Origin of the sequence: Terrabacter terrae (assembly GCF_039529575.1) — a bacterium.
In the GTDB taxonomy this organism is placed as follows: domain Bacteria; phylum Actinomycetota; class Actinomycetes; order Actinomycetales; family Dermatophilaceae; genus Terrabacter; species Terrabacter terrae.
Genome location: NZ_BAAANB010000122.1, coordinates 1 through 12,482 on the forward strand (window position 1 = coordinate 1; position 12,482 = coordinate 12,482).

Genomic DNA, 12,482 nt, shown 5'->3' on the forward strand with positions numbered 1-12,482 from the left:
ACCTGGCCGATCAGCCCCGCGGTCTCCTGCATGCGGCAGGAGTGGGGGGAGGCCTTCTCCTCGGTCAGGAGGCTCTTGTCGGACGGGCAGGCGATGTCGCCTGCCGCCACCATGACCGCCTGCGCAGGCGAACGAACGGGCTGCGCCCCCCTGTACAGCGGCGAAGCCGTCCCGGCGCCGGTCCAGGAGCTCGCGCCGAAGACATTCGAGCCGGCAACGAGCAGGAGCACGAGGACTGCAGCCATCAGCGCCATCACCAGCACGCGGTGGCGCGCTACGTTCTCGCGCCATCTGGCACGGAACGGCTGGGCGGTCGGCGCTCCGGGACGAGCAGCCTGCGGGTCTCGCGCGAGCAGGCGCCAGGCCAGGGGGAGCAGCATCAACAGGCCTATCACGAGGATGGCGAACAGTCCTGTCATCGACCTTCCTTTCCCGCCCGGGGAGTCGCTCGAGTCCTGCGCCAGAGGCGACACCTCGACACCCGTCGTGCCGATCAGGGAGCGAAGGACCGTCAGGTACGTCGCTCCGTTCGCCTCGCTCGGTTCGACGTGGGTGTTCTCACTGAACTCGTTCCAGGAGATCAGCGCCAGGGCGTCCGGCGAGGAGCCGACGGCCGCAGCGTATTCCGCGCGCAACGTCTGGCCGTCACGGCGAGGCACCGTACTCGTCCCGCCGACGTCACGGGCGTCGAAACCCGGCGCGAACGGAGCCAGCCACAGGCCCCCCCGTCCATGGACCGCGCTCGACATGTCACGGAGCTTGCGCGCGTAGCCCGGGTTCGTCAGCGGATCGACCGACGACCAGTAGTACGCGTCACCGTCGAAGCTCGGCGCGACCCGCTCATAACCCTGCACGCTCTTCTCGGTGGCGAGCACGAGCAGCCGTTGCCGTAGTGGTGCCGTGACGGACGCGATGTCCGCCGCGTCGAACGCCCACGTCCCCGACCAGATGAGCACGGGCTTGCCGAAGATGTCGAAGACGGGGTCCGGCGCGTACTCGTCCCTGAACAGGGCCATGTCGTGCGCGACGCGCCCGATGGGCAGCGGACGGCGTGAGAAGTCGAGTCCCTGGTAGATCACCGCCAGCTTGAAGTCCTGTCGGCGGGCCACCTCCATGAGCGTCGACAGCCGGCGGTCGTTCACCGGCGTGTCCTTCCACGAGACGATGAACCCGTCGATACCGGCGGCCTTGGCCTGCGTGATGTGGCGCGCCATGACGGTCGGATCGTCGCTGGAGTACCGCCCCGAGAGCGGGTAGTCCCGCTTGGCGCGATCCCAGGAGGAGACGTCGAACCACTGGTAGTAGTACGCCAGCACCGGGATGTTCTTGACGGCTGGCGCGGCTGCCGGCGCAGCGCCGGCAGCGCCGGCACCACCGGCAGCGGTGGGGGCGAGCGCGGCCAGCACGGCCGCCAGCACGCATACGAGCCACAGCCGTCTCATGACGTGGCCGTGACCGCGCGACGCCGGGACCGCACACGCACCCGCTTGAGGGCCATGAGGGACCCCAACACGAGAACGGCCATGCCGCCGACGACACCGAGGTCACGGTAGGTCACGACAGGCAGGTCGACGTACTGGTTGCGTGACAGCGCGACGGGGCGTGTGAACGCGATACCGGGTGCCTCGACACTGACCGTGTAGTTGCCACGCGCGAGCCCGGCCACGTCCGCCTCACCGAGCGCATCGAGCGGAAATCGCTTCGTCGACCTGTCGGGGTAGGTCAGGACCACCGTGGTGCCCACCGGGGAGCCGAACAGGAAGTCGCGTGTCCTGAAGTGGGCACCGAGGAGCAGCAACGAGATCGTCACGGTCTGTCTCTGGCTCGGCACGAACGGCTGCTGGTTGACCCGTACCACGTTGGAGCCGTCCACCTGCACCCGCTGGACCGTGTACTTGATCTCCTTCGCCACGAGCGTGCCGCTGCTGTTGACCGGTCTGATCCCGAGCAGCCGAACCGTCCCACCCCCGGTCGCGGTGACCGTCTGGCCGTTGTCGCCGCGGAACTCCACGGTCGCCACTCGAGAGCGGGGGACCGGGCGCTTGGCCGGGTCGGCGAACCCGTACCTGACGGTGAAACTGGCGCGGTATGCGGCCTTGATCGTCAGGTTCTTGCGGACCCTGAGGCCCGTGAGCGTGCGCTCGTAGTCCTGGGTGTGGTTGCCCGTGCGCCACCAACGCGCGAAGGAGTAGTCGCCACCCGCCCGCTGGGTGTGAGTGGTCTTGACCGTCAGCGTGTGGCCATGCGTACCGGCAGGGACGATGATGTGGGCGATGCCTTGCTTGTCCGTCGTGACCAGCCGGCCGTCGAAGACGAACGCAGCGCCTGGCACTGCTGGCACCGTCACGATGTTGACCGCGGCGCTCAGCGCGACGGGCTCGGGTCGGGTTGCGGCCGTGGCCGCCTCGGCCATGAGCCCGACTGCGACGACAGAGGTCAGGAGTACGCGAAGGACGCGGTCACGCCACACGGGTCGCACGTCCCCTCGGGCGCTGGGCACGGCGAACGCGCGTCCACACCATGAGGCCGACGGCGAACATGAGTGCCAGGCCGTAGCAGGCGTAGATGGCCGTACTGGGCTGAGGCGCTGCCGTGCCAGGGGGCGGAGCCGCCCGCGTTGCCCCGACGATGCGGGCCTGGGTGGGCGGGGAGGTGAAGTCGAACGCCGAGGCGAGGCCGGCCGACGCGGCGTCGCGTTGCGCGAGCGGCGCCAGGGACCAGTTCTGTTCGATGAACCGCAGGACCGCTGTGTAGTCCAGCACCGTGTGGTCGATGAACCCGCGTTTGGCATAGGGGCTGGCCAGCAGGGCCGGAACCCTGAAGCCGTACCCGCGAGCGTCGACGCGAGGCGGCGGGACGTGGTCGTACCACCCACCCCACCCGTCGTACGTCAGCAGGAACGCCGACGTCGTCCAGTAGCTGCTCCGCATGAGCGCAGAGGTCATCTTGCGGACGGCCTCCTGCCCGATGTCGACACGCGACGGCGGGTTCTCGCTGGAACCGGTCATGACCACGTACGACACGGCCGGCAGCGTCCCGTCCCGCAGGTCCCGGTAGTACTGGGACAGGTCGACGACCGTGCCCGAGAGCGCCGGATCGGTACGGAAGCGGGACATCGACAGCAGCGGGACCTTGACCAGCTGGCTCGTGCGGGACCGGCTGCCCGACGCCGGGTCGGCCAGCCGTGGGTTGTAGTTCTCGACGTAGAACTTGGCCGGGATGCCGCGTGCGGCCAGGCGGTCGAAGATCGTGGGAAGTGCGTCGTAGCCGGCGCTGTCGCGCAGGACGCCGTCCGGGCTGCTCGGCGCGGTGCCCGCCACCCAGTACAGGTAGCTCTCACGGTTGCCCGCCCGCGTCGAGGCGAAGAAACGGTCGAACAGGACGAACGACTCGGCAAGGTTCCAGTAGTAGGGGAGCTCACGTCCGTCGTAGTGGCCCATGGCGCCGGTGCCGTCCTGGCCCAGACGCCGGTAGGCGGCTACGAAACCGTCCATCTTGCCGCCGTCGTACTGGTACTTCTGCACGGCCGGGCCGTGGTCGAGGTCGACGGGCGCCGACGTGGGCGAGATGTGGAAGGGGGTGACACACCCCTTGGTCGTCTTCACCTGCAGGTTGACCTTCTGGCACACGCCCTTCGGGATGCCGTCGGCTCCGGGATACGTGCCGAAGTAGTTGTCGAACGAATGGTTGCCCTGCATCAGGACGACCAGGTGCTTGATCGGCGTCGTGGTGGGAACGGTGGGCGGCGTGGCCGAGGCGACGGTGGCGGGCATCACGACCAGGAGGGCCATCACGGCGGTCAGGAGTCGTCTCATGGCTGCACCTCGTAGATGGTGACGGCAGGACGGAGGGTGGCGGACCCGTCTTCTGCCGTCACCGTGACGGACTCCGTGTGGAGCGCGATGCCGCGGTACTTGTGGACGTAGCCGAGCAGCTTGGCGGAGAAGCTGGGCGACCTCTCGGCCGAGAAGCTGTCCCACACCACGTACTGGAGGTTGCCCTGCCTGAGCTCACGGTCGACGTTCTCGACCGGTACGTAGGCCGGGTTGCGATTGAGCGGGTTGGGACTCACCGACAGGCCGTACGCCTGCCGGTGACCGTAGAACTCGATGACGTTGGCCATGGATGGCCCCAGGGTCAGCAGCACGGAGCCTCGGGGTAGGTTGCGGCCGATCCAGGTGCCTGCTTCCCTGCCGGCCGGCAACCCGCCGGCGCCGGCCAGGAACTTGGCGGACGCTGTGGGCGAGACGACGGGCCACACCGCGACCGACTGGGCGGTGAGCATCAGGGCAAGCAGGCCGGCCGCCGCCAGGCGGCCACGCCCTCTGGTCCACGACGCAAGCCGCTGCGACCGGAACATCAGCATGACGCTGCGTCCGGCAAGCACCGCGGCAACGGGCGCCACGGGCAGCAGGTACTGGAACCCCTTGACGGGCATCAGCTCGAAAAAGGCAATGGGCACCACAGCCCAGGCGAGCAGCAGCCCCTCCTGCCACGCGACCCGGCGGCCGATGAAGCCGGCGGCCGCGACCGCGACGACGACCAGACCGATCGACACGGGCACCGTCTGTGCATAGAAGGCGAGGGTGTGGTTCGGCCGGCGGAACAGCTGCCAGACGACGTAGTTGTCCCCCGTGCGGGCCGCCCCGGACAGTCTCAGCGCGAGCCAGAAGGCGAGCGCCAGACCGCTGAAGACGACGGCCATCCCGAAGACCGTGGGGAGCCGGATGGACAGGGCGCGCGAGAGCATGAAGAAGAGGTAGACCCCGCCCCACAGCACCACGGCCGTCTCCTTGGTCAGGAAGGCCAGGCCCATGGCGGCCGCGCAAGCCAGCGCGTACCGGTCGAGCCGCTCGCCGCAGTAACGGGCCAGGAAGTACAGCCCTGTCGTCGCGAAGAACACCATGGCGCCGTCCAGCAGGATCTGCCGCGTCACGACGACGTGATACGGCATGACGGCGAGGACGAGCGCGGCGATCGCCCCGACCCGGCGGTCGTACAACGCGGCCCCCACCTTGTAGGTGGCGAAGATCGTGGCAACGCCGAAGGCGGCCGACAGGACCCGCCCCGCCATGTCGCTGTCGCTCCACTGGTAGTAGACGGACAACAGGCTCTGGAAGAGCAGCGGGTGGGCTCGGAAGATCGGGAAGTAGTCGGTGTAGGCAGGGTTGCCTGCGATGCTGGCCGCCTGCCCGGCGTAGACCGTCTCGTCACTGTTGAGGCCGAGCGACCCGATCTGCCAGAGGCGCAGGAACGCGCCGACCACGAGGGCGACGGCGAGTCCCAGCCGCGGCGCCAGGCGCAGGTCGTGGCGCGGGACGTCGCCGCCGGGGCTCCCGGGCGCGTCGCCCGACGGCGCGCTGCGCCTCAGGAGGTCGGCAACGATCATGACGCACCCTTCGGGTCGAATGGACGAACGCGCCAGGTGACTCGATGGTCAGGCTGGACCGGGATACCACCATCACCTGATCGGCTCATGCATCGGCACGAATCGAGGTCACCGCCAGTCGATACACAGAGAAGGATGGGAGCGATTGTGATGAATGTGGGCAAGCGGGTCAGTGGCAGTTGCCGCTGCCCGAGTCGGAGAACGGCGTCGCCGGATCGGCGACAAAACGGTAGTCGTAGCCTTGCGGGTGGAGCGTGAACCTCATCACGCCGAAGATGTTCGTCTTGCGCAGCTGCGAGTTGGCCACTGTGGTCGCGAAGCCGGTGAAGTTCTCACCCCCGGTCCCGACGACGAACTGGCGGATACCGTTGGCCGCGTCTGCATTTCCGGAGGGGTCCTGGGGGGCGAACCGCTCGTAGGAGTGCGCGTGACCTGACAGGTAGATGTCGACCCCGGCGTCGTACATGTCGGCGATGAGCGGGGCAATGGCCGCGCTGGCGAACGAGTTGGAGCTCCAGCGTGGGCGGTGGCCGTAGACGAGCGTGCACGTGTTGGGGTGCGCGGCCAGGTCGGCCTTGAGCCACTTCTCCTGTGGCGAGCCGACGGCGCAACCGTTTCCGCCGTTGATCCGCGTGCACTCGGCGTTGATGGACACGATGTGCCAGGCCCCGACGTCGTAGCTGTAGTAACCGTCGCACTTGGAGGTGCACGTCGGCTGGCGCGGCGTGGCGAGCTTGCCGAAGTAGGTGAAGTAGCCGCCGGCGCCTGTTGTGCCGTACTCGTGGTTGCCGACGGTGGGATCGGTCAATGACTTGAAGGCGCCCCACGACCCGCCATAGGACGTCTTGTAGTCGGACAACGAGCCGCTGTTGTACTGGCCGTCACCCAGCATCAGGACCGAAGCGGGACTGAGGCTCTGGACGAGCCTGGCGGTCGCGCCCATGTGGCACGCGGTGGCCGTGCCGGCGCCGCCGTTGTACGACGCCTCGGTGGGCGAGCACGCGACGTCGCCGGCGCCGACGACCACGGGGTCGGACGACGGCGCGCTGGTCGTGACCTCCAGGTACGGGGCGTTGGCCGTCTCGCGGCTGTCGAACAGGCGGACGGCGGTCGCACCGGTCGTCAACGCGAAGCTGTAGGTCCCGTTGGACTGCACGTACGGCGTGACGTCGATGCTGGTCCACGTGCCGGCCGTCAAGGCGCCGGAGCTCGCCACGAGGGTGCCGAGCGCGGGCCGGTTGTTGTAGGTGATGCCGGACTCCGTCCAGGACGACGGCTCGACTGCCAGCTTGATCGGTGTCGTTCCGGTCGAGCGGGTGAAGACGTGCAGCGTGACCTGGTCGGGCGGCGACGAGAAGTTCGTGACCTCGAACTTCAGGTAGATGATGTTCACGGGTGAGGCGTCGGCCTGGAGCGTGGTGCCCGAACCGAAGTTCGCATCCGGCGCGTCGGAGGCGACGTACGCGTCGGCCGAGGCGGCGACGCTGACGGTGGCGGCGCCGGCGGACATTGCCGGGCTCAAACCGAACCCGGCGACACAGAGGAGGGCGACGATCGCCAGTGAGCGAATGAGCTTGTGCATGGTTCGTCCTTAGTCGCGGGCCATGGCTAGTTGCCACGGAATGCGAAGTCCTACATCGAGATCCTGGAACGAGACGCCTACAGTCGTTGGCGCGATGACAGTTGCCGGCCGTCGTGCAAATCGGGTGTTTGCCACGAGAGATCCAATGAAATGAGCCCGGTCGACCAACCCCTGTCAATCAGCGGCCGTGCCGAAGAGCAGCTTGTCCACACGCTCCTCGGAGCTGGTTCGCGCCGCTTGGGCGGCGTCGAGATGTGCGCGCGCCGCCACCGCGTCACCCGCCAGGCACGTGAGTCCGGCACGGTGCAGATCCTGCGCGCCCGCTGCGAGCTCCTCCTTGAGTCCTGGCAACGGTGCAGGCGGCAGCGCGAGCACGGCCCCGGCGGCGCGCACCAGTCGTGAGCACAGCGGCTGGGCCTTGGAAGCGACGCCCGCCGCCACCGCCGGGCCCACGGCGGCGACGCTGTCGTTGAGCTCGATCTGTACGGGCTCGGCCCGCTTCATCCAGGCCTGGACCGCTGGGCTCGTCCCGGGCACGGACACTGCCTGTGATCGTGCGCTTGTGACGGGCGGAACCACGGGCACCGCCGTCGGCACGGGCTGCGCAGTCGCTCGCGAGCCGCTCTGGCACGCGGTCAAGCTGGTCGCGAGCAGCACGCAGACGAGCAGGGCGCGTTGCCGTCCCGTCGGATCGACGTGACGCTGCGTCTCATGACTGGCGACGCGCTGCCACAGGTGGTGCAGTCGGTGCACGCGTGTTCCCCCCCGGTGTTACCCCCACAGTGATTGTGCCTCCGTGGCGCGGGTCTGTGGCGGGAACGGCAGCAGAGCGGCCCGTTCCCGAGCCGTACCTTTCCGCGTACGTCTTGGGAACGGGCCGCTGTGGCCGGTGGGAGGCTAGGCCGGCAGGCCGTCCGACGGGCGCGCCGGCGAGCTGTCCCCCATCTGGCCGACACCAGCGCCGTGCGGCTCGGTCAGACGGCCTTCGGACAACGCATCGACGGCGGGTTCGAGGACCGTCGAGCCCGTGGTGAGGCGCCTCGTCCCGACGACCGTGCCGGCGATGACATCGGCCCAGCCGAAGTTGGGCGACTGGATCTGCATCACCGAACCGACGTGGGTCAGGAACTTGTCGAGGATGTCGACCTCGCGCTGCCTGAGCTTGTCGATGCCCCTCCGCTTGGAGCGGCGCCCTCGGCGGAGGGAGATGGCCTGCTCCATGGTCGAGAACGGTGGGAAGCCGTAGGCGTCCTCCGTGTTGGCCATCAGCGTTCGCCTCGCTTCGTCGTGCGACATGAGTGCGGTCATCGCCGGTCCCCGCCCGATGATGAAGATGCGGCTGACCTGCCCGCTGGTCCGATATGCCGCGGTGGGCACGAGGGTGCGGATCTGGTACTTCGGCGGCGGGACGATGATCTGCGTGATGGCGTTGATGGCGATGATCGGGATGTTGAGCCGCGCCAGGAAGAGCGCGAACGCGCGGCCGTCCTTGGAGTGGATGCGGCTCTGGAGGGCCAGCGCCGCCCGGCGTCCGAGCGGCAGCACGCGGTTGTCGACCGCTCGCAGCGTGTGTGAGCTGATGGTCAGCGGCTTCGGGAACGAGTACGCCACCCCGTTGCCGTTGATGATGGTCATGTCGTCCGACAGGAAACCTGCGACCGCCGGGTGCTCCCGCATCAACCGTAGGATGGTGCCGGTCTTGCCGGTGTCCGTCTCAGCCGACAGCATGATGGTCTCGTTGCCCAGCTGCAGGGTCGCCGAGTGCAGGAGCATGAACCCCTTGTTGACGAGAACGAAGCGCAGCAGCGCCTCGACGACGTTGGTGTAGGCGACGTGGTGCGACCGTGCCAGGAGCGGGCTGACCGTCACACTGATGCGGTTGTCCAGGTCGACGCGGAAGTTCGCGCCCATCGACCCCAGGTGCTCGCGGTAGACGAACAGGCCCGGCCCCATGGTGGCTCGCACGCGCGTCGACATCCGTCGGTAGCCGACGTATCCACGGCGGACGGTGATGTCGGCGTGCTTGCCCGGCAGGCGGTCCACCTCGAACTCGGCCAGCTCCGGCAGCTTCACCTCCGACAGGATGGTGCAGAGGCCATGGATGGAGTAGCGGTGCAGCTTCGTTCGGCGACGCGGCTTGAGGTTGATGGCCATGTGTGGACCGAGCGGGTCGTCGTTCATCTCGACGAGGACCTCGGCCTTGGTGGGACGCGTGGCCGTCTCGTCCGTGAAGTCCGCGACCACACGGCGGGTGTGCCAGATCCACCGCTCGCTGATGTAGAAGCGCGCAGCGAAGATGACGGTGATGGCGACCAGGTTGGCCCACAGGTGATTGAGCCCCAGCCACACGAGCGCCAACAGGATCGGCACCCTGAGGACCAGGTTGAAGGCGTTGTTGACGGCCCAGCTCTTGGCGAACGCCACCTTCCTGGAGGTGCCGGGCGGCCGGTCCCGGTACACCAGGCGGTCGGCCAGGAGGAAGTTCCAGACCGTGGACACCTGGGTCGCGACAATCGCGGCCAGCGTCAGCATCATGTTGTAGCGGGCTGCGTCAGAGGCGCCCCCCGCCTCGGGATCTGTGACGAAGCGCGAGCCGACGACGACAGCCAGCCAGAACGCCAGCTGGTTGACGGCTATCCCCGTCGCGCCGATGATCCCGAAGCCCAGCGCGCGCGCAGCGGTAGAGCCTTTTGACGTGGTCATGCATTTCCCCCCACTTGAATGCCTGCGGCCGAGGTGGCCGCCAGACGGTGTGCCTACGCGGGATCGCTGCGGACGCAACCTCCCGCCATGGGCAGCAGCCACCCGGGTACGCGTCTCGCTCGCACAACGACCGTCCACGACTCCAGCCCCGGCCCCGCCCAGGTCGACGCCCCCACGTCGAGCCTGGCGAAGGTCCGGTGACCGCCCACGAGCCGGGACACTGCGAGCACGGCGACCACCACGGCGACCACCCCGGCGACCGCCACGGACAGCGGCGCGACGACCGCTCCTGCGACGAAGTGCGTCAGGGGGAGGGCCATGGTCCTGGGCGACATGCTGTCTGCCACGCGGTTCAGAATGCGCCCGCCCCAGCGTGGTTAGGAGCAGAACGTGGCAACCTCGGACCCCGTTCGGCAGAAGAGCGGGGACGAATCCTCCCAAGGTTCACGCAACGGTCCCGGCTCGATCCCCTCGCGTTCACGTAGCAGCGCCGGCTCTCCGAAAGGCTCTCCGACGTATGCGAACTCACCCGGGGCAACCCCTCCCGGCGAACGAGAGGCTCCTTCCGTGAACACTCCCACCATCCTCAGGTCCGGCCTGGTCGGCACGCTCGCCGCGGCGGCCTTCGCCCTCGGTGGCTCCGCGGCAGACGGGCACGACGGCCTGCCCGTCGCCAACGTGCCGCACGCCAACCCGCGGTCCGGGATCCAGGACAACGTGCTGACGCCCTCGGCCAGCCAGACGTCCGTCGCCTGGGGCAACCTGCCGCTGACGAACCCCGACACGGCGAACGGCGTCACGCACTACGGCTACAACACCCTCGACGGCGCGCCGCTGACGCAGACGAAGAACGAGGCGCACAAGACCGAGCCCGACAAGAACGTCTACCTCGTCCTCGGCGGCAGGCACTACCTCTACCAGGGCCACGAGATCGGCCCCCGCGGCTACGTCACACGCGTCAACCTCGACGAGACCGACCCGCTCAAGCGCGTGACGCTGATCTCCGACACCGACACGGCGGGCGAGGCCTACCCGACGATCGACGGCATCACGTGGAACCCGTTCACCAGGCAGCTGCTGCTGACTGCCGAGTCGAGCGCCCCCAAGGGCGGCGTCTTCGCCGTCGGCCTCGACGCGAACGGTGACGCGGTCGACGGCGGGAAGGCCACGCGCCTGCCGGCCCTCGGCTCCGGCGGCTACGAGGGGATCCAGAACGACTCCGACGGCAACGTGTGGATCGTCGAGGACATCGGCGGAAAGAGCGCGAGCGGCGGCAAGGTCCCCAACAGCTACGTCTACCGCTTCGTGCCGACCGACCGGGCCGACCTCACCAAGGGCGGAAAGCTGCAGGCGCTGCAGATCGAGCGACGCGACGGCTCCCCGGCCACGGCATCGCAGCTCCAGGCGAACCCGGCCGACTCCTTTCTCGGCCTGCTCCACACGTACGGGACGTCCTTCACCACGAAGTGGGTGACCATCCACGCCGGCACGACGGAGGCCTTCGACGCGACGGCCGCCGCCAAGGACGCCGACGCGACCCCGCTCAAGCGCCCCGAGAACGGCGTCTTCCGACCCGGCACCGGGTTCAAGGAGTTCTACTTCACCGAGACGGGCGACACGAGCACGTCGAGCACCCTGCCCGGCGCGTACGGCGGCGTCTTCCGCATCTCGCAGGCGACCCCGAGCGCCGACGCCGGCCGCATCTCGATCGCCGCGGTCGGGGACAAGGAGCACACCGGCCTGGACAACATCGCCTTCGCCACGGCCGACGACCTGCTCGTCGTCGAGGACGCCGGTGACGGGCTGCACACCCAGCGGGGCGCGCTCGACTCCGGCTACGTCTACCGCCTCGGCACGGGCCGGGGCCAGGACGAGCGGTCGTATGCCGTCGAGGGCGGCCACGCTCCGCGCCCGGTCCGCTTCCTGGCGGAGGGCCGCGACGCGTCGGCGACCTTCGACGCGATGGCCGGCCCGGCGTACAACGACGGTGACAACGAGATCACCGGGATCCACGTCTCCGACGGAGACCCGACGGTGGCAGGCCTGCTCGGCGCCAAGCCGCCGAAGCCGGCGACCCACCCCGTGTGGCGCACGTTCTGGACGCAGCAGCACGGCGACAACACCACGTGGGAGATCCACTGGAACGGCAGCTGACGGCGTCGAGGCTGCCCGGCGCGCGGAGTTCGCGGGCCGGGCACCCTCGTATCCCCCGGGTCACGGTCGCCTGCGACGCTGCGACGGGGGTCAGCCGGCTCGGACGGCGTCCTGCGCCGCCAGGGCGACGAGGTCGGCGACCTCCTCGGCGTGCGTGTAGAGGTTGTTGTGCGAGCCGCCGAGCCGCGCCGTACGCACCTTCGGGGCGTTGCGGGCGGAGGTGGCGAGTCGGTCCAGCCAGTCGAACGGCGCATAGGCGTCGTGCGCCCCGGACGTGACCGTCAGCGGTGCGTGCAGGTGGGCGATCCGCTCCTCCGGCGCGTCCCGCAGGCCGGAGCCGAGGATGGCGACCATCCCGGCGCGGCCACGCCAGGCCTCGGCCGGGTCGATCTCGGTGGGCCGGTCGTTGCGGTAGGCGAGGGGGGTGGCCGACGCCAGTCCGGCGAGCCGCCGCTGCTCGGGGCAGAAGGTCGGGCCCGCCATGACGAGGGAGAGGCAGCGCCGCCGGGATCCGAGGGCCAGGGCGGCGGTCAGGGCCGCCTGCGCGCCGGTCGAGTGCCCGAGCACGACGACGGGCCTGTCGGCGGCCTGGCTCTCGACCCAGCGGGCAGCGGTCAGGCCGATGGCGTGGATGTCGGGCCGCGTGGGCCAGGG

At 69.2% G+C, this 12,482-nt stretch carries 10 protein-coding genes; 1 reads left to right on the top strand and 9 read right to left on the bottom strand.

The features are described from left to right. The 8 genes from ABD194_RS19760 to ABD194_RS19795 all read right to left on the bottom strand — a co-directional run. Positions 1–1,442: endo-1,3-alpha-glucanase family glycosylhydrolase (locus ABD194_RS19760; protein WP_343994689.1), on the bottom strand; the 1,442-nt coding region annotated here is incomplete at its 3' end. Then, the gene (locus tag ABD194_RS19765) at positions 1,439–2,413 is read right to left on the bottom strand and encodes a hypothetical protein (protein WP_343994691.1); all 975 of its coding nucleotides are present in this window, start codon (positions 2,411–2,413) and stop codon (positions 1,439–1,441) included. The genes ABD194_RS19765 and ABD194_RS19760, both read right to left, overlap by 4 nt. Before the next feature lie 46 nt (positions 2,414–2,459). Then, the gene (locus ABD194_RS19770; RefSeq protein WP_343994693.1) at positions 2,460–3,815 is read right to left on the bottom strand and encodes an alkaline phosphatase family protein; all 1,356 of its coding nucleotides are present in this window, start codon (positions 3,813–3,815) and stop codon (positions 2,460–2,462) included. Further along, the gene (locus ABD194_RS19775) at positions 3,812–5,389 is read right to left on the bottom strand and encodes an ArnT family glycosyltransferase (protein WP_343994695.1); all 1,578 of its coding nucleotides are present in this window, start codon (positions 5,387–5,389) and stop codon (positions 3,812–3,814) included. The genes ABD194_RS19770 and ABD194_RS19775 overlap by 4 nt, the downstream gene beginning before the upstream one ends. Positions 5,390–5,558: 169 nt before the next feature. After that, a complete protein-coding gene (locus tag ABD194_RS19780) occupies positions 5,559–6,971 on the bottom strand; it encodes a CBM96 family carbohydrate-binding protein (protein ID WP_343994697.1) in 1,413 nt (470 codons plus the stop codon). Between the two features lie 174 nt (positions 6,972–7,145). After that, complete coding sequence (locus ABD194_RS19785; protein ID WP_343994699.1) at positions 7,146–7,724, bottom strand: hypothetical protein; 579 nt, start codon at positions 7,722–7,724, stop codon at positions 7,146–7,148. 144 nt (positions 7,725–7,868) lie between these two features. Further along, entirely contained in the window at positions 7,869–9,674 is a 1,806-nt protein-coding gene (locus tag ABD194_RS19790; RefSeq protein ID WP_343994701.1) for a GtrA family protein, read from the bottom strand. A gap of 53 nt (positions 9,675–9,727) precedes the next feature. Next, positions 9,728–10,021 (bottom strand): hypothetical protein, encoded by a 294-nt coding sequence (locus ABD194_RS19795; RefSeq protein ID WP_343994703.1) that lies wholly within the window; start codon positions 10,019–10,021, stop codon positions 9,728–9,730. Between the two features lie 220 nt (positions 10,022–10,241). On the opposite strand from ABD194_RS19795, the gene ABD194_RS19800 reads away from it, so the two are divergent. Next, complete coding sequence (locus tag ABD194_RS19800) at positions 10,242–11,828, top strand: alkaline phosphatase PhoX (RefSeq protein ID WP_343994705.1); 1,587 nt, start codon at positions 10,242–10,244, stop codon at positions 11,826–11,828. Between the two features lie 90 nt (positions 11,829–11,918). Here ABD194_RS19800 and ABD194_RS19805 read toward each other — a convergent pair. Continuing rightward, positions 11,919–12,482, bottom strand: a 564-nt coding sequence (locus ABD194_RS19805) for an alpha/beta fold hydrolase (RefSeq protein WP_343994707.1), incomplete at its 5' end; no start/stop codon positions are given.

What these genes read in the sequence shown, in the direction of transcription:
- ABD194_RS19765 (WP_343994691.1), bottom strand. Translation starts at nt 2,413, where the DNA reads ATGGCCGAGGCGGCCACGGCCGCAACCCGACCCGAGCCCGTCGCGCTG.
- ABD194_RS19770 (WP_343994693.1), bottom strand. Translation starts at nt 3,815, where the DNA reads ATGAGACGACTCCTGACCGCCGTGATGGCCCTCCTGGTCGTGATGCCC.
- ABD194_RS19775 (WP_343994695.1), bottom strand. Translation starts at nt 5,389, where the DNA reads ATGATCGTTGCCGACCTCCTGAGGCGCAGCGCGCCGTCGGGCGACGCG.
- ABD194_RS19780 (WP_343994697.1), bottom strand. Translation starts at nt 6,971, where the DNA reads ATGCACAAGCTCATTCGCTCACTGGCGATCGTCGCCCTCCTCTGTGTC.
- ABD194_RS19790 (WP_343994701.1), bottom strand. Translation starts at nt 9,674, where the DNA reads ATGACCACGTCAAAAGGCTCTACCGCTGCGCGCGCGCTGGGCTTCGGG.